General features: G+C 40.2%; 18 protein-coding genes. 15 read left to right on the top strand and 3 right to left on the bottom strand.

Annotation, left to right across the window (positions count from 1 at the left end; genetic code table 11):
• Positions 1–39: 39 nt before the first annotated feature.
• Complete coding sequence (locus ACFPA1_RS09140; RefSeq protein ID WP_378582201.1) at positions 40–549, top strand: hypothetical protein; 510 nt, start codon at positions 40–42, stop codon at positions 547–549.
• A 375-nt stretch (positions 550–924) separates the two neighbouring features.
• Here the strand turns inward: ACFPA1_RS09140 and ACFPA1_RS09135 are convergent, their stop codons facing one another.
• Positions 925–2,376 carry a bifunctional metallophosphatase/5'-nucleotidase gene (locus ACFPA1_RS09135; RefSeq protein WP_378582200.1) on the bottom strand — a complete coding sequence of 484 codons (1,452 nt, stop codon included), beginning with the start codon at positions 2,374–2,376 and terminating at the stop codon, positions 925–927.
• 251 nt (positions 2,377–2,627) lie between these two features.
• Here ACFPA1_RS09135 and lgt point away from each other — a divergent pair, with 251 nt between their 5' ends.
• Positions 2,628–3,449 carry a prolipoprotein diacylglyceryl transferase gene (gene lgt / locus ACFPA1_RS09130; protein WP_378582198.1) on the top strand — a complete coding sequence of 274 codons (822 nt, stop codon included), beginning with the start codon at positions 2,628–2,630 and terminating at the stop codon, positions 3,447–3,449.
• A gap of 1,036 nt (positions 3,450–4,485) precedes the next feature.
• Here lgt and ACFPA1_RS09125 read toward each other — a convergent pair.
• Positions 4,486–6,744 carry a beta-glucosidase gene (locus tag ACFPA1_RS09125; protein WP_378582196.1) on the bottom strand — a complete coding sequence of 753 codons (2,259 nt, stop codon included), beginning with the start codon at positions 6,742–6,744 and terminating at the stop codon, positions 4,486–4,488.
• A 302-nt stretch (positions 6,745–7,046) separates the two neighbouring features.
• On the opposite strand from ACFPA1_RS09125, the gene ACFPA1_RS09120 reads away from it, so the two are divergent.
• The gene (locus tag ACFPA1_RS09120) at positions 7,047–7,481 is read left to right on the top strand and encodes a CBS domain-containing protein (RefSeq protein ID WP_378582194.1); all 435 of its coding nucleotides are present in this window, start codon (positions 7,047–7,049) and stop codon (positions 7,479–7,481) included.
• Positions 7,482–7,619: 138 nt separating this feature from the next.
• On the opposite strand, the gene ACFPA1_RS09115 is transcribed toward ACFPA1_RS09120, so the two are convergent.
• On the bottom strand, positions 7,620–7,757 hold the full coding sequence (locus ACFPA1_RS09115; RefSeq protein ID WP_165976406.1) for a hypothetical protein: 138 nt from the start codon (positions 7,755–7,757) through the stop codon (positions 7,620–7,622).
• Positions 7,758–8,051: 294 nt separating this feature from the next.
• Here ACFPA1_RS09115 and ACFPA1_RS09110 point away from each other — a divergent pair, with 294 nt between their 5' ends.
• The 12 genes from ACFPA1_RS09110 (at position 8,052) to ACFPA1_RS09055 (ending at position 24,018) form a co-directional block, all read left to right on the top strand.
• Positions 8,052–8,858, top strand: a complete 807-nt coding sequence (locus ACFPA1_RS09110; protein ID WP_378582192.1) for an IclR family transcriptional regulator — start codon at positions 8,052–8,054, stop codon at positions 8,856–8,858.
• A 265-nt stretch (positions 8,859–9,123) separates the two neighbouring features.
• Positions 9,124–9,864 carry a 3-oxoacyl-ACP reductase FabG gene (gene fabG / locus ACFPA1_RS09105; RefSeq protein WP_213145736.1) on the top strand — a complete coding sequence of 247 codons (741 nt, stop codon included), beginning with the start codon at positions 9,124–9,126 and terminating at the stop codon, positions 9,862–9,864.
• A 120-nt stretch (positions 9,865–9,984) separates the two neighbouring features.
• Positions 9,985–11,151 (top strand): acyl-CoA dehydrogenase family protein, encoded by a 1,167-nt coding sequence (locus ACFPA1_RS09100; protein WP_378582190.1) that lies wholly within the window; start codon positions 9,985–9,987, stop codon positions 11,149–11,151.
• Positions 11,151–12,323, top strand: coding sequence for an acyl-CoA dehydrogenase family protein (locus ACFPA1_RS09095; RefSeq protein ID WP_378582188.1), 1,173 nt, complete (start codon positions 11,151–11,153; stop codon positions 12,321–12,323). Before ACFPA1_RS09100 ends, ACFPA1_RS09095 begins: the two co-directional genes overlap by 1 nt.
• 69 nt (positions 12,324–12,392) lie before the next feature.
• On the top strand, positions 12,393–13,562 hold the full coding sequence (locus tag ACFPA1_RS09090; RefSeq protein WP_378582186.1) for an acetyl-CoA acetyltransferase: 1,170 nt from the start codon (positions 12,393–12,395) through the stop codon (positions 13,560–13,562).
• A gap of 2 nt (positions 13,563–13,564) precedes the next feature.
• Positions 13,565–13,969 carry a Zn-ribbon domain-containing OB-fold protein gene (locus ACFPA1_RS09085; protein WP_378582185.1) on the top strand — a complete coding sequence of 135 codons (405 nt, stop codon included), beginning with the start codon at positions 13,565–13,567 and terminating at the stop codon, positions 13,967–13,969.
• A 385-nt stretch (positions 13,970–14,354) separates the two neighbouring features.
• Positions 14,355–15,545, top strand: coding sequence for a TAXI family TRAP transporter solute-binding subunit (locus tag ACFPA1_RS09080; RefSeq protein WP_378582183.1), 1,191 nt, complete (start codon positions 14,355–14,357; stop codon positions 15,543–15,545).
• Positions 15,546–15,663: 118 nt separating this feature from the next.
• The gene (locus tag ACFPA1_RS09075) at positions 15,664–17,571 is read left to right on the top strand and encodes a TRAP transporter permease (protein ID WP_213145742.1); all 1,908 of its coding nucleotides are present in this window, start codon (positions 15,664–15,666) and stop codon (positions 17,569–17,571) included.
• A gap of 3 nt (positions 17,572–17,574) precedes the next feature.
• Positions 17,575–19,728 (top strand): acetate--CoA ligase family protein, encoded by a 2,154-nt coding sequence (locus ACFPA1_RS09070; RefSeq protein ID WP_378582181.1) that lies wholly within the window; start codon positions 17,575–17,577, stop codon positions 19,726–19,728.
• Positions 19,729–19,805: 77 nt separating this feature from the next.
• The gene (locus ACFPA1_RS09065; protein WP_378582179.1) at positions 19,806–20,576 is read left to right on the top strand and encodes a citryl-CoA lyase; all 771 of its coding nucleotides are present in this window, start codon (positions 19,806–19,808) and stop codon (positions 20,574–20,576) included.
• A 14-nt stretch (positions 20,577–20,590) separates the two neighbouring features.
• Entirely contained in the window at positions 20,591–22,402 is a 1,812-nt protein-coding gene (locus ACFPA1_RS09060) for an acyl-CoA dehydrogenase family protein (protein ID WP_378582177.1), read from the top strand.
• A gap of 209 nt (positions 22,403–22,611) precedes the next feature.
• Entirely contained in the window at positions 22,612–24,018 is a 1,407-nt protein-coding gene (locus ACFPA1_RS09055; protein WP_378582175.1) for a hypothetical protein, read from the top strand.
• Positions 24,019–24,164 lie beyond the last annotated feature (146 nt).

The raw sequence follows: 24,164 nt of genomic DNA, 5'->3' as shown, positions 1-24,164 counted from the left end.
TAAACCTCATTCATAATGAACTAAAGTGGTGAACCAAAAATGGGTAAAACTACAGATTTTACTTTTGCAGGTAACATTCATGTCCAAACAATGGAGAGACAATGTGGTATTTTTATTGGAGAGCAAAACACTGCGATTGGTTGGAGTGCTCATGGCAAGCAAAACAGTGTGTTCGGAAGTATTGGCGGACACTCTAATTTGCTGCTTTGCAATACTTCCATCCTAATTGACCCTGACATAGTTGATACACCAATTGATGATCGGGACATTCATATTGCCGTCGAGAATTCAAGTGATGAAAACAACTTAACAAATCTTAATCTTAATAGTGTAAACGTCAATTCGATGCAGCCAGGAAGCTCGGTATTCGTTGGCAAGGGCCATGTTAATGGGATTGATGGCAATCAAAAAGAAAATACCAATCACGGTAATTTAAATGGGAATAATATTCAGCTAATGGGGAATATCAATATAACTGATGATCAAGATACGATAGATGCAGTTATGGATGATCGTGATATTAAAATCGCAATCATTGAAAAAGAGTAAAGAAAAGGATGCTTCGATGATGATCGAACCATCCTTTTTTAATAGGCTTAAATTAATCCCAAGGCAAATAGATAATAAATACCAAAAATAAGAAATATAAGCAGCAAAACAATAGAAAGAAAAATGACCAAAAAACGAGAGAAGATAAAAGTTTTGGTCCCAGATGTTATGATAATAGGATTTAGAGTAGACAAATTTTATAATCTTAGGTATTGCAAATTTCAGTTTAAATTAATCATAACATCATTAGATGGATTTAGCAGGCAATCGATGAACAGAAGACTGGGGTTTTAATTTGGCTGTCGCAGGAGTCAACAGCCTTATGAATAAAACTATTAGAAAAGAACCTATACATAAGATAGGCGCGTACACTATTTAAACGACTTGAACGGTGCCATTCAACCCAATAGAAATAATGCCCCGTTTCTCTATATATTGTTTCAATGCATCTATGGCATGATAATCCGAATTTCTTCGATTGGTGCCATATTTTTGTGACACACCCTGCATTGTGACAAAAGCAGCCAGATACTTGTGGTAAAGGTCAACACGACGGTCTCCTATAAACAGCTCTTGAATACGTGTTCCGGCGGGGTTTTCAATTTTAATGAACATCTTTAGTCCCAGACAGCGTTTAACATATCCTCCCATCTGACCATAAGGGTTGCTGGCAAAAGTTCGCTCCAAATTTTCTTCTAGCATCTCTAACAATTCTTTTCCTGTTAATTCTACCGTTGAAACGGGAGGATTGGTGGGAATGATGTTCCACAGGTCATTCATGGTTACCGGTCCAGGAGGAATAGGTGCACCATAACGCCATCCATTGGAGAAAGCAAGCTCGGCATTCGTAACCTCTGCAATGGATTCCAAAAGCAGATTATCCATGGTTGATTCAAGTTGAGAATAACGATGCAGAGCGGTTTTTGTTTCGCCAACTGCACTTTGGAGCAGATCTTTATGAGGAACAAGGACAAGATTTATAAGTGCTTGCACCTTGGGGTCAGGTTGAATGTCTTCTAAAACTTCAATCAACTTGTGGTGATAATTTAAAATCTGTCCGTTTTCGATTTCTAATTCCAGGCAACCAATAAAGGAACCATGGCAGCCGGATTGGATGATGAGAGTGTTGTTTATTCGTACAGGTTTGTAAAGACGGTTATGTGTATGAGAACTTAGCAATATATCAATTCCATCAACTTCTGAAGCAATTTTAACTTCAATAGGGAAGCCCAAGTGGGAAACAACCACAATTAAATCTACCTGATCCACTTTACGCAACTTTTCAATTTGTGCAGGCAATTCTTCATTTCCAAGCGTGAAATAAACGCCAGAGGAAAAGTGCGGCGGCATTGTCTTATCTACAATATGACAAGCTATTCCAATCACGCCAATTTTCAATCCTGCTTTCTCAATGATCGTATGTGTAGGGAACACAGGTTGTTTACTTCTCTCGTCATAACAGTTATTCGCTAACATTGGGTAGTTAAGTAGGGAGGATAGTTTTTTTAATTGATTCGGGCCATAGGCAAATTCCCAATGAGCAGTCATCCCGTCAATCCCCATTGAGTTTAGAATAGGGACAAGTGACTCACCCATGCTGGTAACAGCTGGATACGTGCCATGAAAGGTATCACCATTATCTAAGACAAGCACCCCGTCAGGATTGGCTGATCGAGCTTCATTAAGAATGGTGGCAATTCGGGCATACCCGCCGGCATTTCGAAAGCGACCCTCCCCATTTCCTTCAAAGAATATCTCAGGATGAAGGTCCAAGTAAGCGTGAGTGTCATTCAGCTGAAAAATGGTCAAATGGTTCATTCCACTCATGAAAAAAACTCCCTTTTTTTTAAAATTTTTTGATGACCCCATAAAACTGCATCAATAATTATTTTTCCACTTAGTAGGAAAAATAGACGAAATGATTCGTCTGTTTTTCAATACAGCCCATTCAAATTCATAAATCTTACAATCTGATTTTAATGATTTTTTAATAAAACCAATAATCCATGTTTGTTATAATAAAAATGCAATCTTTAAGAATATTTGGTTAATGAATGATAGTAAGAAGGGAGTCAGGTATGTTAGCACTTGTTTATCCACTTAACCCAATTGCCATTCATCTTGGACCTATTGCTGTGCATTGGTACGGTGTGATCATCGGTATTGGTGTTATATTAGGGCTATTGTTAGCCGAAAAAGAAGGGGAAAAGAGAGGAATTCCTTCTGGAACAATTGGTGATTTAATTATCATTGCGTTACCTATAGCCATCATTTGTGCAAGGACATACTATGTCCTCTTTGAATGGAGTTACTATAAAAGTCATCTGAATGAAATTCCTGCTATTTGGCATGGTGGAATTGCCATTCATGGTGGAATTATCGGGGCAGTTTTAACAGCCATTTGGTTTTGTAGAAAAAGAAAAATATCCTTCTGGAAAATGGCAGATCTATTAGCTCCTAGTCTGTTGCTTGGACAAGCCATTGGCCGATGGGGAAACTTTATGAACCAGGAAGCCCACGGGGGACCGGTATCTAGAAGTTTTCTGGAGTCACTGCATTTACCTGACTTTATAATTAACCAAATGAATATCAACGGTGTTTATTACCACCCAACATTTTTGTATGAATCCATCTGGAATATCACAGGTGTTATTCTATTAATCCTTTTAAGAAGAATCGATTTTAGAAGAGGCGAAATATTTTTAACCTACCTGCTTTGGTATTCAATTGGAAGATTCTTTGTCGAAGGCCTTCGGACAGATAGTCTAATGTTGACATCCCATATCCGAATTGCCCAATTAGTATCAATAGTTTGTGTAATCCTAAGTATCGTCATTGCCTTGTATCGAAGAAAGAAAGGTTATGCACTTTTAAGTTCTACCGCCGATAACTTTCAGTAATTCATTAATAAAAACCTTCCATTATATCCATTTTGGAAGGTTTTTTGTTGTTTTCATTTAATCCCACACAATGGCTTCTCAATGGCGAAGAACCAAGACATATATCCAATCATATTTTATTATAAAAATTTTATCCAACTATCGTAAAATGTGCGTGGGAGGCTAAGGATGCAAAAATGAAGCATGACGAATATTATCATCAAGTGAATCTTACATGGATGGAAGGAAAAAAATACAACTAATTGACGCCCCAACTGAAGATCATGCAGTCACTCTCATGGATGGATGGCCAGAGGGTGCCGAAACAAATTGATATTAAGGAAATATAATCAATGCATGGTTTCATTGAAGACGTAGCTATTAGACCTAAATAAAATTGAAGCTGGCGAAGAATAACGGGTTTACTTTTGGGGAGCAAAACGTTAATTCACAGACCTAATCAGATAGCAAATCACATAAATTTCACAACACAAATCAAAGGATATTTTCACAGTCAAAAAGGCTTAGAGATATTTTTTCATCTCTAAGCCTTTTTTGTATTATCTTTTTTCACTTACTCCCCCGTATGTTGTACAAGTCATTAGACGCTAAAGCGAGTTTGATAAATAAGCGGAGAAATTTCTCTTAATTTAGAAATAGCACTAAAAATAGAATAAATAAGCGGAAAAATTCCGACTATTGGCTCGAAAAACGTGAAAATGGGTTATTTTTCTTTACTTAATCGGAAAAACTTCGCTTATATACACCGAACCGAGTCTATTCAGCAGTCTAACCGAAAAAACTCCGCTTATTTTGCAAATAATTCACCCACCCTACAATAATTATTTCATACCGAGTGATTTACAATGTGAATTAGGACAAAATAAGCAACAAAAGGCTACCGAAATTTTGATTAATCAATAAAAAACGCACTGTGAATTATATTCGGAATTCAAGTGCGTTTTCCTATATGTTTTAAAACGTTTGCACCTCTAAAGTAAACGCGTTAGGCGTAAAACAGAACGTTTTCGCCAGCTTCTTTACTTATTAAACGACCTTATTTACTATAGCCCGCTGGGGTCCGCACGTTGATGGAATCTGTCAAAGTAATGTTGTCAGAAGAGTTGCCAACGAATACTTTGTACTCACCATCTAATGTTTTCCAAGTATCAGCATTGGAATCCCAGATGGACAGCGGGTGGTTGCTTGTAGCTGGGTCAATGGTAATCGTCACATGTTTCTTTTCACCTGGGTTAAGCCAGACTTTCTCAAATCCAACAAGCCGCTTAGGTGGTTCGTTTGCATTTTTAGGCAGACCTACGTATACTTGCGGTACTTCCGCACCCGCAACTTTTCCGGTATTTTCTACGAAGAAGGATACCTGAATTTTCTTAGTCCCGTCCGTTGTCTTCGGCGTCACAACTAGTCTAGAAATGTCAAAGTTTGTATAGGACAGACCATGACCAAATGCAAAAAGAGGCTTGATGCCTTGTGCATCGTACCAGCGGTAACCCATTTCTAAACCTTCAGAATAGTACACTTGCGGAATTTCTTTGCCCGTGCTGTCCAGTACACCTTGATTAACGCCTGGGTAGCGCTCTGCAGTGCTTGTTGGTGTGTCCGCTTTGGAAACTGGATAGGTCACGGGAAGCTTTCCGGAAGGGTTGGCAAGACCAAATAACAAGTTAGCGACAACATTGCCGTCTTCCTGACCTGGATTCCAAGCCTCTAGGATTGATGGGACTTCATTAACCCATGGCATAAGAACAGGATCCCCATCTTTAAGGATTAAAGCCGTTTTCTTGTTCGCTTCTGTAACAGCTGAAATCATTTCATCCTGGCTGTCAGGCAAGGACAAGCTAGGGCGGTCACGACCCTCGCTGGTCACAACACCAGCCATAAGGATGACAATGTCTGCATTTTTAGCCGCAGCAACAGCTTCGTTAAGATTACTATTATCATTAGCCACGGTTACCTTCGTAATCGCTGTGTTAGAGCCTAGTTTAGTTAAAGTATTTTGAAGTCCCTGCAGTGGTGAAACGGTATATAGCGGACTTACCCGCGAACTGCCGCCACCTCCTGCAACGGCGGCGTCAACATAGGTTGACTTACCGATTAAGGCAATTGATTTTACAGATGGATTGAGCGGAAGCAGGTTACCCTCATTCTTCAGCAATACAGCTGTCTGTTCTGCAATCTCACGTGATTTCGAACCGTTCGTTTCAGCATCGATCGTACCACGTACAATCGAACGGTCGAAAATTCCATATTTGAACATTTGGATATACCGGCGACTAAGAGCTTGGTCAACGGTATCCATTGTTAGGCTGCCGTCCGCAAGTGCGGCATTAATGTTGGCAGTGTTGAAGAATCTGGCACTTTGCATTTCAAAATCCAATCCGGCGTTAAGCGCTGGGGCAGTCGAATGGGTGGCACCAAAGTCAGACTGCACGTACCCTTTGAATCCCCACTGATCGCGCAAAACGGTATTCAACAGATAGTCGTTCTCACAGGCGTAGGTTCCGCTTACCCGGTTGTAGGAGCACATAATGGAACCAACGTTGCCATCCTTTACTGACATTTCAAATGGGAGAAGGTAAAGCTCATGAAGTACATTTTCGTCGATGTTAACGTTCACAGATCCACGGTTTTGTTCTTGATCATTAAGTACGTAATGCTTTGACATGGCGATAATATCATTATCTTGGATTCCCTGAATTTCTTTAGAAGATAAAACACCAGCGAGATAAGGGTCTTCACCCATGTATTCGAAATTACGGCCGTTCTCGCCCAAGCGTGCAAGATTCATGCCTGGTGCTTCGAGCTCGTGCAGCCCAAGCGTGCGGGCCTCACCCCCCATTAAGTCACCGAAAGAGTAGGCAAGACTCGGGTCAAAACTGGCTGCAAGTCCAAGGGCAACCGGTAAAGCGGTGGCCTTATCCTGCGGGCTGCAGTCACCGCCGCCAAGACCTACAGGACCATTGGTAATTCTGAATGTTGGGATCCCAAGTTCAGGGATTCCAGGAACGTGCCTGCCAGGTGATCCGCATTCAGGCAGTTCCGGAATTGCTCCACGTTGCCCAGCAAGCTGTTGGATTTTCTGGTCAAGCGTCATGGCATTGATAAGCAGTTCGGTACGTTTTTCAGGCGAAAGCGACGTATCCATCCAAGGCAGCTGGGATGAAACAGCGGCCTGTTCAGCGTTTGCCTGTGTTGGCTGTACAGAAAATGCTCCGCCCGCTATGGATGCGACAGCTACGCTCGATACAAATGTAGACCACACAAGTTTCTTGAATTTTTTTCCTACTTTAAACATCTCTCCAACCTCCCCAAATTGGAATAAAGATTTTACTTTTTATCCACTCTTCACCTCCATACTACCTTTTTTGAAAACGCTCTCACTATGATGTCAATCTCATTATAATAAAGCATCTCAAGATTCCATTTGTGGTATTTTTATGATTTTTTGTAATATTTTTATCTGACTATTAGGAAAATTAAAAATGATTAATTGGTAATGGGCGATATTTCCTGTTTAAAAAATTTGAAAAAAATTCCATTAATAATATCGCCAATGTTCCCTATCCTATAAAGGTAAATATGATGGGAGGAATTTTCATGGCACAATTAAGAGACATTATGACATCGAATGTTGTTACAGTTAACGAAACACAAACCGTACAGGAAGCTGCAGCGTTAATGAGCGAATATAATATCGGAGCGATCCCAGTAGTAAATAACAGCAAACAAATTGTTGGAATTGTAACAGATCGCGATATTACCCTTCGTACGACAGCTCAAGGTGAAGATCCACAAACACCAGTATCTGAAGTCATGACTGCACAGCAAATTGTACAAGGTACACCTGATATGGATGTTCATCAGGCAGCAGATTTAATGGCAGAGCAGCAAATACGCCGACTGCCGGTAGTGGAAAATGGACAAATCGTAGGAATGGTTGCTTTAGGTGATTTAGCCGTACAAAATCAATATGCAAACGAGGCAGAAGAGGCATTACAAAGCATTTCAACTCCTTCTGCACCACAACAATAGTAAGGGGTTCCTTTTAAAAGCACAGGCCCAGACTTGGGTCTGTGCCAATGCCATTAAATAAAAACAGAGTATGGAAAATTCCCATACTCTGTTTTTATTACTATTCTAGCTACACCAATACCTACAGGCCTAATGTGTTTAAAATGGCTCGATCGCTTTCTCGTTTTTACCAGTTTGAGGCTGATTTTCAATGCTTCTTGCTTCGACTTCCTTGGGAATCTCTTTTAGGTGTTTATTTACTTCTTCTACTTGATTTGTAGTTCTCATTTCATCCATTTTCCAAAACCTCAATTCATTAAAATATTTTATAAATATAGTATGAGCAGAAACGAAGATTTTATGTCCGCTGAGTCAGATCCGTATGGTTTGCGAAGTGTTGTCTTTTTTTCTAGATGCCAATAAGAGGGTGACGATGTCACAGAAATATAGGAGAAAAGGAGTGTTTTTCTTTGACAAAAAAATTTTTTATATATAAAATTATTAAAATGGTAATTTAAAGATCTCGAAGATACAGTCAATAAAAATTGCTTTACTTAGAGCCTATTATTTTAAAATTAAAGGGGAATTTGAATGGAAGATAATATGAATGGTATTGAAGAAAAGAAAAAGCCCAAATACAACGTTCCAGCTGTTGATAGTGCGTTCAAAATATTAACTTTACTAAGCCGAAAAAAATTTAGTAAAAGTAATTTAACTGAGATTTCTAAAGCGCTTTCCCTTACCCCAACTACTTGTTTTCGGATTTTGCAAAAGTTAGAGGAACTATCGATTGTTCGTTTTGATAAAAGTTCAAAGCGGTATAGTCTTGGCCCGTATCTGGTTGTCTTAGGGGAAAGAGCAAAAGAAAATCAATTTGATATCTCTGTCATTATTCCGTACTTGGAGAGTCTTTCAGAAAAAACGGGACTAACAGCTTTTCTTGTCAGCAGAATTGGTAAAAAACGCTCAACCATTATTGCTAAGTCTGAGGGGGAAGAGTTTGGAATTAATGTATCGGTAGGAAGGCATTTTTCAGTCATTGATGGTTCCTATGGTAAATGTTTATTAGCTTATATGGAAGAAGAAGATGCTGTCGAACTTTTACATACCAATGAAGGACTGCGAACAATGTCTTCAGAGGAGATTCAAGAACTGATAAAAGAATTGCCAACCATCCGAGAGAATGGATATGCCACAACCTTTGGAGAGTACATTGATGGAATCGTAGGGATCTCGGCACCTCTTTTTAATACTGACGGATCTGTGGATATGGCCATTTCAATTATTGGTATGACCGCCCAATTTAACGATAAAGAAATTGTAAAAATGGGCGAACTCATTAAAAGAGTTGGACAGGAAGTTAGTTTCAAAATAAGCGGTTACGTAAGTAAAAAATAAGTCTTTTTTATAAAAAATTTATATATCTAAATAATCATCTAAAGGAACGTATCCCCATCGACGTTCCTTTTTTATTTTTTACCACTAAACTCACTGGAAGAGAACCAAATCATAATGGTCTTCCTTCCTCAGTACAACCAATGGTTTTAATCTTCTAAATATTACGATATTTCATTGACAAAAAATTTTTTTAAATATAAAATCTTGATTAGATTAACAAATGTTTCCTTTCTTTCATCATCTTAATATATAGGAGTGACTTGAAATGGAATTAAACGGAAAAATAGCGGTGGTAACCGGGGCAGGACAAGGAATTGGCAGAGAAATCTCGTTATTTCTAGCAAAGCATGGGGCAAATGTGGTGGTTGGAGATTTAAATTTAGAATCTGCCCTGCAAGTTGCGAAGGAAATTGAAAAACTGGGAACAAAAGGCTTAGCTTACCAGGTAGATGTTTCGCAAAAAGAAAGTGCTCACGGACTAATTCAAGCAGCGATTGACACATTTGGAGGTTTAGATATTCTTGTAAACAATGCCGGAATTACAAGGGATGCCATGTTACACAAGATGACGGAAGAGCAATTCGATCAAGTAATAGCTGTACATATGAAAGGAACCTTCTTTTGTATGCAGGCGGCGGCCATTCATATGAGACAGGAACAAAAAGGTAAGATCGTTAATATTTCATCGATCGCCGGAAAAGTGGGAAATATGGGCCAAGTGAATTACGCCGGAGCAAAGGCAGGGCTTGTCGGAATGACAAAGGCTGCAGCAAAAGAGCTTGCTAAATTCCAAGTAAATGTGAATGCGGTGCAGCCTGGCTTTATTGACACGGATATGACACGTGCGGTGCCAGAGAAAGTTCGGCAAATAAAGATTGCTGAAATCCCAATGAATAGAATCGGGGAACCATTGGATATTGCCAAAGCTGTGGTATTCCTTTGTTCCGATTATTCAGATTACATGACAGGTAATGTTTTAGAAGTGACTGGCGGACGTTTCATGTAATACCAAAATAATAGAAATATTTTAGGGATAGCAATGAACAATGAGGGAGTATTCTAGGTGTCAGGCACCTTTGAAGCTGTGTGCCATCAAAATATGAGCTATGAAAGGCGGGAAAGCTGAATGAATTTTGAGTACTCACAAGAGGCGGAGTCTTTTCGCGAGTCTTTTCGCACCTGGTTAATGGCCAACTTTCCAAAGGAGTGGAACTATGAAGTAACTGGCGAGGAATTGGTGGAAAGACGAAGAACGTGGGGCAAAATGTTGGGTCAAGGAGGATGGGTAGCACCTGCTTGGCCAAAAGAGTATGGCGGCCTCGGATTAACGCTGGAACAACAGTTAGTTTATATTGAAGAATTAGTACGGATCAATGCACCCGAAGTGTTAAATTCCAATGGAATTGGCATTTTTGGAATGACATTAATTCGCTATGGAACAGAAGAACAAAAGAAGCACTATCTACCCCGGATGCTTTATCATGACGACATATGGTGTCAAGGTTTCTCAGAACCGATTGCCGGATCGGATTTAGCTGGTCTTCAAACAAAAGCAGAACGTAAAGGGGACCATTATGTATTAAATGGTCAAAAAGTATGGACATCTTATGCTCCCTATGCAAATAAATGCTATATCTTGGTCCGAACGGGAGAATCCAGATACAAAGGCATTAGCCTGATGATCTTAGATTTGAAACAGCCAGGAGTCACAGTACGGCCAATAAAAAATATTGCCGGTGAATCAGAACTGGCTGAAGTTTTTCTGGATGATGCCGTTGTTCCAATCGAGGATGTCGTTGGAGAAATAAATAACGGGTGGGAGATGGCTAATTATTCGCTAGCCAACGAACGTGGAATTCATTTTGCGCAGCGCGCCTTAAAAATGCAGCAAGAATTCCGGCAGCTAGTTTCACTATTTCAAAAACAGATGGACAATGGCAACTCGCAAGCAATCAGCTCCGTCCTGCAAAATAAATTAGTACAGTCCTATTTATCCTGTGAAATATTAAAAAGTATCTCCTTACGGAATATTGCCCTTATTGCTCAAGGTGATGAAAACGGTGCCATCCCCGCCATAGCCAAACTAGTATGGAGTGAAAGTCATCAAGATTTACTTGATTTAGGCGTGGAAGTTCTAGGAGAAGAATCGTTAGTTAAAGGAGAACATGAAGTTTGGTTACAGAAATTTCTTATCTCACGAGCCGAAACGATCTATGCCGGTACGACACAAGTTCAAAAAAATATTATTGCTAAATCTCTGGGACTGCCAAGCTCAAAGGGGGGGAGAGCATAATGGAATACCGCTTTTCTGAACAGCAGAAAATGTTAAAAAAGGCTCTGCAATCATTGTTAAAAAAAGAAATGACACTGGAACATTTTAAAGAAATAGTCGAAAAAAAACACGGCTTTTCAAAGGATGCATGGAGGAAACTGGCAGATAATGGCTGGCTCGGAATACTGGCACAAGGAAAATGGCAGGTCTTTGAGGATATGACAACTCTTGACTTGATGTATCTGTCAGAATCGTTTGGAGAAAGACCTTTTCCGGGACCTTATTTGTTAACAGCTGGCTTCATTGTCCCGCTCCTAAGTCAATTAAAATTATCGGCTGTTCAACAACAACAATTAGACCTCTTGCTTTCTGGAGAGAGCCTCATCACCGCGGCCTTGCCTCGGCTGGCAAAGTCCCAAAACGGAATAGACTTCAATTGGCCATCTATCAAAATAGCAAATCAGGAAAGCAGCCGAATTCAATTGACAGGTGAAATCAAACATATCCCGTTTATCCAGCACTCAGATTATTGTCTATTGCCGGTAAGTGACAGTAGCGGGGGTGTTTCTCTAGCATTATTAAATACCAGCCTGGAGGGGGTAACGGTTTCAGCCGAGGAATCAGTGGAACTGGCCAAATCGCAAGGAACCATCCAGCTTGATCATGTTTGGATTAATAAAGTGGATTTTATTCATGGATTCGACACTGACCACCAAGAATTGTTAAATGAGCAAGTTATCCAGTATTTACTTTGTACTAATGGAGAAATCATTGGCGGTGCAGACGAAGTATTAAAAAGAACCATTCATTATGTGACCCAGCGGAAGCAATTTGGAGTTCCAGTTGGATCCTTCCAAGCGGTGAAACATATGATTGCCGATATGCATGTCGCTATTGAAAAAGCGCGCAGCTACAGTTTTTATATAGCAGCTCAACAGGAAACAAATCAGGATAAAAACTTATTGAATGTTATGGCAAGCCGCTATTTTAGTACAGAAATGTATAAAAAAGTCTGTGAAGATGCGATCCAGCTTCACGGTGGAATGGGCTTTACATGGGAAGAAAGCATTCATTATTGGTACAAATCTTCTATTTACCATCTTTACCATATTACCCATCCGTCGATCATGATTGAATTTGTCATGCAAAACTTGCTTTCACCTTCTGAAAAACCTCAAGGAATAACAATTTAATTATTTACCAAATAAAGGAACGAGAACGACTTCTGTGCGTAACAAAAAAAATAAAGGGTAGGTGAAAAGATGTCAATCAAACGGGCAGCTGCTATTGTCGGCGTTGGAGATGTTGAACTTGAGAAAGGAAAAGTAAAACACGGTCATTCGGTTTTACAAATACAGGCGATTGCTGCAAAAAGAGCATTAGAGGATGCTGGATTATCAAAGGATGATGTCGATGGGATTTTTGTTGCCGGACTTTGGGGATTACCTGGCATCGGTTCCTTTCCATCTGTTGTGGTATCTGAATACTTAGGGATTCAACCGAAGTATACCGATTCCACTCAAATAGGCGGATCAGCCTTTGAAGCGCATGTCGGCCATGCGGCTGCAGCCATTCAATCAGGATTATGTGAAGTAGCTTTAATCCTCTATGGGAGTACGCAACGCTCTGAAAAATCGCGTACATTGGCCGGACGACCGCCAGTCTTAACGGCTCAATACGAAACTCCATATGGATTGCCGTCGCCTGCAGGTGCCTACGCTATGGCAGCCCATCGCCATATGCACCAATATGGGACAAAGCCTGAACAATTGGCGGAAATTGCAGTAGCTACCAGAAAATGGGCGCAATTAAATCCACACGCTACGATTCGTGATCATTTAACGATTGAAGATGTTTTAACTTCACCAATGATCTGTGACCCATTACATTTACTAGATTGCTGTTTAGTTACGGATGGGGCGGGTGCGATTGTTTTGGTCTCAGCTGAACGGGCCAAAGACTGCCGAAAAAAACCGGTATGGGTTCTAGGACAAGGAGAGTCTCACAGCCACTGGTCCATTCAAGCAATGCCGGATTTAACAGTAACTTCAGCGGCTGTCTCAGGAAAGAGAGCATTTGAGATGGCAGGAGTCACTCATGATGAAATTGATGTTGTGCAAATCTATGATTCTTTCACGATTACTGTTTTACTTACACTAGAGTCTCTAGGTTTTTGTAAACCTGGAGAGGGAGGGGATTTTGTTTCGAATCAGCGAACAGCTCCAGGCGGGGATTTTCCTTTGAACACAAATGGCGGGGGGCTATCCTATGCTCACCCTGGAATGTATGGAATCTTCTTGTTAATTGAAGCTGTGCGTCAGTTGAGAGAAGAGGCGGGAGAGAGGCAAGTGAAAAATTCAAAAATTTCTCTTGTGGCGGGAACAGGCGGAACGCTTTCCTCTACATCCGTGGTTATTTTAGGGAGGGATTAAAAATGATAGAAAAACCGATGCCTATACCTGATGGAGACTCCTATGTATTTTGGCAAGGGTGTAAAGAGCATAAACTATTGATTCAAAAATGTGAGGACTGCTCCAGCTACATTTTTTATCCACGGGTCTTATGTCCAAATTGTTTTTCTGAAAAAGTCCAATGGGTGCAATCCTCTGGAGTTGGAAAGGTTTATTCCTTTACCATAGCAAGACGACCAGGGGGCCCGGCATTTAAAGATGAAGTTCCGTACGTTGTCGCATTGATCGAATTAGACGAAGGGGTTCGTATGCTTAGTAATATCATTGATGTAGATATAGATAAAGTAGAATGTGATATGCCAGTTGAAGTGGTCTTTCAAGTAGAAGGAGATTTTACATTACCGAAATTTAAACCAAGAGCTATCTAACATGACCACTAGGAGGGAACATCAAATACTGATGCTCCTCTAGCCTTAAACCAAGAAGGCACGGAATCCGAAACGGAAATAGTTTTGGTTTATAGCGAAAACTATTCTATTAGTTTAAAAACCTCATCTGTTAAGATCCTTTCACAATGTTTCAACTTTGCAAACACTATGAGGAATTCCTATCATAACGACCAATAGCTCTTTTTTTCATTATATGAAATATATGTTAACGGAAAATACTGAATTTTATAAAATTTCATTGACGTAAATAAATTTTGTATATAAAATAAATTTAGTAGAAATATGAAAACGGTTTCCTGCCTGAAAAAGTAATGATGTAACATCTCTTTCAGGTAGGAAGGCTTTAAATGAAGGGGGATTATGGATGTTGAAAAAACCGCTAAAATTCTTAATGGCTATCTTTTTACTCTCCATTTTATTGGTAGGCTGCAGCAGTAATGGATCACTGAAAAGCAGCGGAACTGAGAAAAAACCAGCTTCAAACAAAGGTTCTTCCACAGCTTCTAGTGTTATCTCACTTCCCAAACAAATGACATGGAGCGTATACGATGTTGGATCCGGTGGATACGCAGAAATGTCAGCAATTGCAAACACATTGACTAGTAAATATGGAACACAAATTAGGATGCTTCCATCCGCCAGCGGGGTAGGACGAATGCTGCCATTAAAGAGTAATCAAGCTTCTATTGGAAAATTGGGTGATGAAATTCAATTTTCTTTTGAAGCAATGGAAGAATTTGCGAAACCCGATTGGGGTCCTCAAGATGTAAGGGCCATTTGGGCACCAATTAGTCAATTTGGGTTTGCGGTTCGAAAAGATTCGGATATTAAATCGATTGCAGATTTAAAAGGAAAGAGGGTTCCTAGAATTACTGGTAATTCCTCCGTTAATATTAAAAACGAAGCAATGTTGGCCTTTGCAGGTCTCTCATGGGACGATGTAAAACCGGTGGATATTACTTCCTATGCAGGACAAGGTGATGCTCTGCTACAAGGGCAAATCGACGTAGCCGGAATTAATCCAACCGCTTCTACCATGTTTGAAGCAGACAGTAAGGGCGGAATTCGCTGGCTTGAAATGGATCCTAATGACAAGGAAGGCTGGGCACGTGTAGAAAAGACGGCATCATGGCTGTTCCCATATACAATGGATAACGGTGCTGGTATGAAAAGCGCAACAAACGTCTTAGGTCATGGATATCTTATCGGCGGTTATGCCAGCCAGGATGCAGATACTGTTTATCAGTTATTAAAAGCTATGGATGAAAACTTTAATGACTATCAAAAGGCGATACCAAACTTGGCCCTATATTCTAAAGATAAAGTGTTGACAGAGCCACGCGGTATCCCATTCCACGAGGGGACGATTAAGTTCTTAAAAGAAAAAGGTTTGTGGAATGATGAAAAACAAGCGAAAAATGATGCATTGGCCGAAAGATATAAGAAACTAAAAACTGCCTGGGATAAGGTAGTCGATGAATCTAAAAAGGAAGGCATTTCTAATGATAAGTTTCCAGCCTATTGGTTAGAGAAAAAGGCTGAACTCATAAAATAAGTTTATATATAAAAAAGAAAGTCAGCCGCTAAAAGCTGGCTGACATTCTTTTTTTTCAAAATCTCAGCAACGGAGAGACTGTCAAAAATTCGATAATAATAAGATTGGGGGATCTCGCTTGAAAACAGAAAGGCTTAATTTTTTTTGGAAAGTAGTCGTGGCAGTTTCCACTGTTATTGGTGTTTTTCTTTCTATTAATATGTTGTTTTATATCCATTTGTTTGGAATTAACCCCATCCAGAATGCTTACCTCATCTATTTGCTAGGCTGTTTTATGCCGATATCATTTTTAATTTTCCCTGCCAAGAAAACTCAAACATCCGTCAAATGGTATGATGTTGTCTTTTTTGCTGTTTCGGTCATCATTACTGTTTACCTTGGTTTACAAGGAAAGCGTATCATCGAAGAAGGCTGGGATTGGAACGCTCCAACCATTCCTACATATTTCAGTATTGTGTTATGGGCCTTATTACTTGAAGCACTTCGTCGAACTGCAGGCCTTGTCTTATCCCTTATTTGCTTGGTGATTTCCCTTTATCCCCTCGTTGCTTCCAATGTACCTATCAGTCTATTACAGGGTCAATCCTATGACTTTTTAACATTAGCTAGAAACCATATTTTAAGTTCCAATAGCGTCTTTGGGATCGCTTATACTACGATCGGAAACTTGCTTCTTGGTTTTCTTGTATTTGGCGTAGTGATCACTCGTACTGGCGGAGGAGATTTCTTCTTTAACCTGGCCCTATCTCTATTCGGGAGAACCAGAGGTGGCTCAGCAAAAGTAGCCGTTGTTGGAAGTGCTTTTTTTGGTATGTTAAGCGGAAGTGCTGTTTCAAATGCAGTAACTATTGGTGCTATGACGATTCCGGCAATGAAAAAGTCTGGTTATAAACCGTACTATGCAGCTGCGATTGAAGCAACTGCCTCGACAGGCGGAACCATTACCCCGCCGATTATGGGTTCTGCAGCATTTATTATGGCCTCTTTTTTGGCAACACCTTACTATCATATCGCCCTTGCAGCGGCAGTGCCTGCCTTCCTTTATTACCTTGGGTTATTTATTCAGATTGATGGATATGCCGCAAAGAATCATTTAAAAGGATTATCAAAATCAGAGGTACCATCTTTTTGGAAGACATTGAAAGATGGCTGGTATTATATCTTTGCTATTCTCATTATGATCGCCTTTTTAGGATTTTTAAATTCTGAAGGCCAGGCACCTTACTACGCAAGTGTTGCCTTACTGATTATCGCTATGATCAAAAAAGAAACACGTATGAGCAAGAAGCAACTTTTCGATATGTTGTTAGAAATTGGAAAAGTATTAGCCGATATCGTCGTGATCATTGCAGGGGTCGGTTTTATCGTCGGAGCTTTGTCAGCTACAGGAGTATCATTTTCACTTTCAAGAGAACTAGTTGCTGCAGCGGGAGACAGCACCTTCCTTATATTAATTGGCGGAGCGCTTACTAGTTTTATTCTAGGGATGGGGATGACAGTATCTGCCGTATATGTGTTCTTAGCAGTTATCATGGCACCGGCCTTGATAGCCGTTGGTGTGGATCCTATTGCCGCCCATTTATATGTGGTCTACTGGGCAACTGTTTCTTATATCACACCGCCTGTTGCATTAGCTGCGTTTGCCACGGCAAGTATCGCTGGTGCCAGTCCGATGAAAACAGGTTTTCAAGCGGTGCAGCTCGGCTCTGTAAAGTTCATAGTGCCTTTCTTTATGATTTACAACCCGGCCATCTTAATTGGACGCGGCGAGCCTTTAGAGACAGTTCTTAGCATAGTTCTGTCAATTATAGGGATATTTATGATTGCTTCATCACTCGAAGGATACCTTTTAGGAGCAGGAGCGTTAAAAATTGTAGAACGGTTATTGTTATTTGCTGGAGGGTTATTGATGTTTTTCATGAATCTATATTTGCTGATTATCGGACTCGTTGTCTTGGGATTAATCTATCTCTTTAAAATTAAAGTTTCACTAAATGTCAACAAGGAAAAAGGACAGGAGGTTTAAAATATGTCAAAAATAAATGCGATTGACCGCTTTTTGAATCCCCAATCGATCGCGATTGTTGGTGTATCGAAGGACTTTACCTCTATAAGTGGTAAACCAATAAAAAACTTAATTCATCACAATTATAAGGGAAAAATTTATCCTGTTAATCCAAAATATGATGAAATTCAGGGAATTCCTTGTTATCCAAGCCTTTTAGATATTCCCGGAGAAGTTGATGTCGCTTTAATTGCAGTTTCCTCCAAACGGATGCTGCAAATTCTGGAAGATTGTAAAAAGAAACAAATCCACCATCTGGTTCTATTCGGCTCAGGATTTGCTGAGGTTGGTGAAGAAGGAAGAAAGCTGCAGGAACAAGTTTTGAAAAATGCTAAGGAAGCGGGGATTCACATACTGGGTCCGAATTGCGTAGGCTTATTAAACGTTAAAAAGACAATCCCTATGGGTTTTGCTACCTCTTTTGAAACAGAAAAAGGATTCCAACCGGGCAATGTTGGTTTTGCCTCCCAAAGTGGTGCGATCGGATTTTCCTTATTTGGATTAGCTCAAGAGGAGAATATAGGTTTTTCTTATATCGTCAATACAGGAAACCAAATGGATATTCATTCGCTTGATTGCATCGAATATATGCTCGAGGATAAAGATACACAAGTCGTGGCGGGTTATCTTGAAGGCATACCTGATGGGGAAATGCTGATTGAAATTTCCAAAACCTCTAAAAGGTTGAATAAACCAGTTATTTTATTAAAGTCTGGCCGTTCTGAAATTGGCAGGCAAGCCGCTTTATCCCATACGGCTTCCTTAACTGGATCAGAAGAAACGTTCCAAGCTATTGCCAAACAATATGGATTCATTTCCGTAAATGATGTCGATGACATGATTGATGCCATGAAGGTTTTTAGGAGAGGCAAGAAGACTGCTGGCAACCGTGTTGTCACTATATCCAATTCGGGTGCAGCAGGAATTGCCATGGCAGATTATAGCGAAGTGTTAGGATTGGAAATGGTTCGTTTATCTGCGGAAACAGCTACAGAAATTAAAGCCATTATCCCTCCATACGGTTCAGCGCTGAATCCAATTGATGTAACTGCTCAAGCACTAAAGGAACAGCATATTTTAACGGATACACTTGAGGTTCTGATTAATGATCAAGACATTGATGCCATAGTTTTTCAAACTACGTTTGGCGGCAATCTGGGAAAGAAGATCTGTCAAAAAATAGCTGAGATTGATAAATTAACAGACAAACCGATTCTTGTCACAATCACAGGAACCAGTGAGTTGACCGGTGAAGGAAGAGCCATTCTGCAAGAAGCTGGCGTTCCCGTTTTCTCTACCTCTTATAAAACAATGATGGCTTTAAAATATTTAGTCGATTTTTCTGCATTCTGCAGGAAAGAAGAAACAGGGCACCAAGTGCCGGAAAATCAGAATATCGAAAAGTCTGGGGGAGAAATGACAGGGATTTGGACAGAGGAACGTGTCAAGGAAGAGCTTTCAAAGCTGGACATCCGCGTTCCAAAGGGCACGCTCATTAAAGATCGGAGCCACTTAGAAGCAGCAAAAGAACATCTCCAATATCCGGTTGTATGTAAAGTAATTTCCCGTGATGTTCTGCATAAAACAGACGCAGGCGGTGTGAAGATTAACATTCAAAATTCTCTTCAACTAGAGAATGCCTTTGACGAAATCTTGCAATCTGTTAAACAATATGCTCCGGATGCAAAGATCGAAGGAATTCTAGCGGAGGAGATGTTTCAAGATGAAGGAATCGAAATGTTTATTGGGGTAAAACAAGACCCCCAATTTGGACCTTTAATTGTTTGCGGTCTTGGCGGAATTTTCATCGAAGTGCTAAAGGATGCTTCGATTCGCCGGGCACCAGTTAGTAAACAAGAAGCCTTTGATATGTTAAAAGAACTAAAGGGTTATCCTTTGTTAGAAGGAACCAGAGGTAAAAAGAAAAGAGATGTTTCTGCCCTGACGGAGGCCATTGTGCAGGTTTCACAGTTTGCGGCACAGCATAAGGAAAAAATTAGTGAGATGGACATAAATCCATTATGGGTGTTCGAAGAAGGGAAAGGCATCGCTGCCCTAGACGGAATTATTATCTGGAAAAACGGTGTGGAATCTACTGTTTCAGCAGGAACTATTTAACCCAAAACGAAAAGGACAGGAGTTAAAAACATGCTAATGTGCTTCAAAAATATAAAATTTTGGAGGTATAGCTAACAATGGAATTTCAAACGAAAATTGGTAAATCAACCAGTGATCGAATTTTTGTTCACGGTTATGACCTAACAGAAGATTTAATCGGAAAAATTACTCTGGCTGATATGGCATTTCTCGGAGCGATGCATCGGAAACCGACAGAAAATGAATCCAAGATGCTTAACGCACTATTAGTAGCCATCTGCGAGCATGGGTATACTCCAAGCTCTATTTCAACAAGGCTCACTTATTTAGGAGCACCCGAATCTGTTCAATCAGCCGTTGCGGCAGGGTTGCTTGGTGCGGGAACTGTTTATCTTGGGGCAATGGAATATGTTGCAGAAATGCTTCAGGATGCCTATCAAAAATATGGAGAGGAAAGAGATCTGCAAGAAATCGCCTCTCTTGTCATTAATGAGAGGCAGGAAAGCGGAAAGCAGCTTCCCGGATTTGGACATCCCGTTCATAAACCCGAAGATCCACGAACAACCCGATTATTTGCGATTGCTGAAGACCTAGGCTTCAACGGAAAGAACTCAAAGCTTCTTAATGAGATTCATAGACAATTCTGCGAGAAAAAAGGAAAGACGGTTACCCTAAATGCTGTTGGTGCCATTGGCGCCATTATGGCCGACATGGGGATTGATTATCGGATTGTCAAATCGTTTGCGGTTGCTGCACGGGCTGTCGGATTAGTCGCCCATATTGTAGAAGAAATTGAAGTGGGAAGAAAAGAAAGTTTCGGACAGCAATTGTTCGATTATATCGAAGAACATACGGAATATCGAGGTTAAGGGAGGTTTTATTCTTGAAGAATAATCATTTACTAAGCCTGGAACCTAAGCTTGGGGGAATGCCAGAGACGGAGGGACTTAATTTTTTCCTTGATGATCCAAACTTAGATTTATTAATGCGTTTCTATGTTTCGAAGGATGAATATGAAAAAGCACTTCCACTATTATCAAAATTAGGGGACGTGGCAGGTACTGAGTTAGATGACTTATCCCGTGATGCGGACCAACATCCTCCGGTATTAGTCCCTTACAATCGACAAGGGGAGAGAGTTGATATTGTAAAATATCACCCGGCCTATCATCGAATGGAGGAAATCGGTTATGGTGAATTTGGGCTAGTAGCCATGTCCCATCGACCAGGTGTGATGGGGTGGCCGACTCCTTTTTCGAGAGTGTTAAAATATGCATTTTGGTATCTATTTGCGCAATCCGAGTTTGGACTTTGCTGCCCAATGAGTATGACAGATTCAGCTGCCCGAGTCATTGAACAATATGCAAGTCCTGAAATAAAGAAAAAATACTTACCTCGAATGCTCAGTACCGATCCAAGTGAACTTTGGACTGGTGCGCAATTCATGACAGAAAAGCAAGGCGGGTCAGATGTAGGTTCCAACACTGTAACAGCTAAAAAGGCGGGTGACCATTGGGAGCTTTGGGGGGATAAATGGTTTTGTTCTAACGTATCTGCTGATGTTGCACTGGTGCTGGCACGTCCGGAAGGAGCGAGTGCTGGTACCAAAGGTCTGGCCATGTTTTTAGTACCTAAAAAACTGGAAAACGGTGAGCGAAATCGATTTCGAATCAACCGGTTAAAAGATAAGCTAGGAACAAGGGATATGGCCTCCGGAGAAGTTACTTTTGAAGGGGCGGTTGGTTATGTCATCGGAAATCTTGACAGTGGCTTTAAACAAATGATGTCGATGGTCAATTCCTCCCGGCTTTCCAATGCCGTCCGTTCTGCAGCCATGATGAGACGAAGTTTTACAGAGGCGCTGGTGACAGTAAGAGGAAGAAAGGCATTTGGTCAGGCCCTAATTGATTTGCCTTTAATGAGAGAGAGCCTGTTTGAACTGCTCCTTATGACGGAGGCAGCCTCATCGGCCATTTTTTACACAGCCCATATCTTTGATCAGGCAGAGGGTAATCAAGAAGAATCGAAAAAATTGCTACGGATTTTAACCCCTTTGCTAAAAGGGACTGTTTGCAAACAGGCACGATATGTAACTGCAGAGGCAATGGAAATTCGCGGGGGCAATGGCTACATTGAAGAATGGGTAAATCCAAAGCTCGTTCGAGATGCCCATGTCGGCTCCATTTGGGAAGGAACAACTAATATCGTGGCTTTGGATGTGTTAAGAGCCATTCACAAGGATGATGGCGGAAGGGCATTTATTAGTGATTTGGAAAAGCGGCTGTCAGGTTTAAAGAATGCTTATGTGCAACGTGCAGCAGAACTTTGCCAATGGAAAATGGAAAAATTCAAAGAACAAGTAGAGCAAATTGTCCAGGGAAGATCACCTGAACAAGAAATTTCCGCGAAACGGTTTATGAACCGTATGTATCATCTTTTTACGGCAAGCCTGCTGCTCCAAGAAGCAGAATTTCAGCTTTCGTCGAACGGCGGTTATCGAAAATTATATCTATTTATCCATTATTTTCAACGATACTTACACTTGGAGGATGATACGGCCATTTTTGATAAGAGCGTAAATGAATGGCTTGACGCGATTATCGATTGGGAGAGCATTCCTGAAAATAGTATCGATCCATTATTGACCGTGATGGAGAAGAATGTAAAAGTATCAACTAAAGCGCCAACTAAGTAAAAGAGTTGAGAATCCGCCATAAGGGCAAGAGATAGGATAGTTGATGCTCCGCACCCAAAAATAGGTTCTTTCAAAAAATATAATAGTCCCCATTTAATAAGCAGCCCAAACTTCCAAGTGTTCCTAATGGGGGCTATCCCTATTATCGGTGATTCATTTCCTTAGTCGCGGTGATGAAAAAGAAATTTTATTTGACGGAGTTGAAAAAATTGTTGGAAACCAGGTTAATGCCTAGAGCAAAAGAAAATATACAAGTGAAAAGTTTACTGATCCTTGCCATGTGTTTGCTCTATATTCTTCACAATTTTACCCATTCCAATATCTTTGATTATTTCCTCGCATCCTTCACCATCGTTGTTTTTTTATCCAACCTTAAACAAGCCGAGCCTCTTCCTCGTTATTTTAGTATTTGTATGTTTATGTTTGGATTTTTTATAAATATATATAAAGGTGCAGCGATTGAGGGGACAGTGAAAGGCTTACTTTCCTACCTTCCTTTATTAAGTCTTATTATATTGGTTCCTCTGTTAACAATTCCTATAAAACTCGGCGGTTATTATCATTCCATACAATTTTTTGTAGAGAAATTAGCTCATCAATTAAGAAGATTATTTGGCAGCATTTCGATCTTATTGTTTTGCCTAGGACCGGTATTGAATATTGGTACCATTCGAATCCTGCATGAACTGATTGGAAGTTTTAAACTTGCCCCTGAAATACTTGCAAAATCCTATCTGGTGGGGTTTTCATCTGTGATCTTATGGTCTCCCTATTACGCATCGGTTGCCCTGGTTCTTTATCAACTAAAAGTTCCTATTTTGCATTACATACCGTTAGGATTTACGCTTGCCATTATCCAGCTAGTGACCGGGAATTTATTATTTTGGATTTGGTTAAAACGCAGAAAAGATAGTCAGGTCATAAGACCCTTTGTGACACCTAGTGAAGAACAATATTTTGATGTCCAACAAGGTAAAAGTCATCAAAGAAATATGCTTAATTTAGCCGGACTGTTTTCTCTGATCATTGGAATGACATTCCTCCTTGAATTTTTAACTAAGTGGTCAATGTTGTTTTTAGTGAGCTTAGTAGCAATTACCTTTCCTGTTCTTTGGGCTGTAGCGAAAGGGAAATGGAGGGATTTTACAGAACAGTTTGTTATTTTTAAAAATACATCTGTTGTTAATATGAAAAATGAGATTGTTTTATTTATCAGCGCTGGCCTTTTTTCTAAAGCATTGACTGGAACAGCTGCGGCTGACAGTATTAAACTTTTCCTAACTCATACAGCTTCCATTTCTTTTTTGCTTTTTATCCTCGTTGTTGCCGGAACGATCCTGGTCCTTACCTTTATTGGGGTTCATCAATTAGTCGTCGTTTCAGCCCTGGTCACACAAATGGACGCGAATATGCTCGGAACACGACCCGAGGTACTGGCATTATTGTTGATGCTGTCCTGGTCTTTATCTTCCGTATTAAGTCCAATTAATCCTATTAATTTACTTGTAAGTAGATTATTAGGGAAATCTAGCCTTTCCGTTGGGTTACGGTGGAACGGAGTATTTTTGTTAATCATGCTTATAATTGGATCAACATTTGTTTATTTGATTCATTAAAAGTAGAATTGGCTATTGTTGAATATTGGAAGTTATTAATACCAACAGTGGCCGGATTGGGATTGTTACATCTATAGACCTTTCGAAAAGCAATTGAAGCTATTCATACCAATTCGGGAAGTAAGAAAGGACTCAGTAATTTTTAC

Source organism: Neobacillus sp. GCM10023253 (genome assembly GCF_042653105.1).
In the GTDB taxonomy this organism is placed as follows: Bacteria; Bacillota; Bacilli; order Bacillales; family Cytobacillaceae; genus Neobacillus; species Neobacillus citreus.
Note: the sequence above shows the minus strand (reverse complement) of the source record. Positions and strands in the feature narration are given on the sequence as shown.

Coding starts and splice junctions, on each gene's coding strand:
- ACFPA1_RS09140 (WP_378582201.1), top strand. CDS start 40: ATGGGTAAAACTACAGATTTTACTTTTGCAGGTAACATTCATGTCCAA.
- ACFPA1_RS09080 (WP_378582183.1), top strand. CDS start 14,355: ATGTTGAAAAAACCGCTAAAATTCTTAATGGCTATCTTTTTACTCTCC.
- ACFPA1_RS09070 (WP_378582181.1), top strand. CDS start 17,575: ATGTCAAAAATAAATGCGATTGACCGCTTTTTGAATCCCCAATCGATC.
- lgt (WP_378582198.1), top strand. CDS start 2,628: ATGTTAGCACTTGTTTATCCACTTAACCCAATTGCCATTCATCTTGGA.
- ACFPA1_RS09065 (WP_378582179.1), top strand. CDS start 19,806: ATGGAATTTCAAACGAAAATTGGTAAATCAACCAGTGATCGAATTTTT.
- ACFPA1_RS09120 (WP_378582194.1), top strand. CDS start 7,047: ATGGCACAATTAAGAGACATTATGACATCGAATGTTGTTACAGTTAAC.
- ACFPA1_RS09115 (WP_165976406.1), bottom strand. CDS start 7,757: ATGGATGAAATGAGAACTACAAATCAAGTAGAAGAAGTAAATAAACAC.
- ACFPA1_RS09085 (WP_378582185.1), top strand. CDS start 13,565: ATGATAGAAAAACCGATGCCTATACCTGATGGAGACTCCTATGTATTT.
- ACFPA1_RS09110 (WP_378582192.1), top strand. CDS start 8,052: ATGGAAGATAATATGAATGGTATTGAAGAAAAGAAAAAGCCCAAATAC.
- ACFPA1_RS09100 (WP_378582190.1), top strand. CDS start 9,985: ATGAATTTTGAGTACTCACAAGAGGCGGAGTCTTTTCGCGAGTCTTTT.
- ACFPA1_RS09125 (WP_378582196.1), bottom strand. CDS start 6,744: ATGTTTAAAGTAGGAAAAAAATTCAAGAAACTTGTGTGGTCTACATTT.
- ACFPA1_RS09135 (WP_378582200.1), bottom strand. CDS start 2,376: ATGAGTGGAATGAACCATTTGACCATTTTTCAGCTGAATGACACTCAC.
- ACFPA1_RS09090 (WP_378582186.1), top strand. CDS start 12,393: ATGTCAATCAAACGGGCAGCTGCTATTGTCGGCGTTGGAGATGTTGAA.
- ACFPA1_RS09095 (WP_378582188.1), top strand. CDS start 11,151: ATGGAATACCGCTTTTCTGAACAGCAGAAAATGTTAAAAAAGGCTCTG.
- fabG (WP_213145736.1), top strand. CDS start 9,124: ATGGAATTAAACGGAAAAATAGCGGTGGTAACCGGGGCAGGACAAGGA.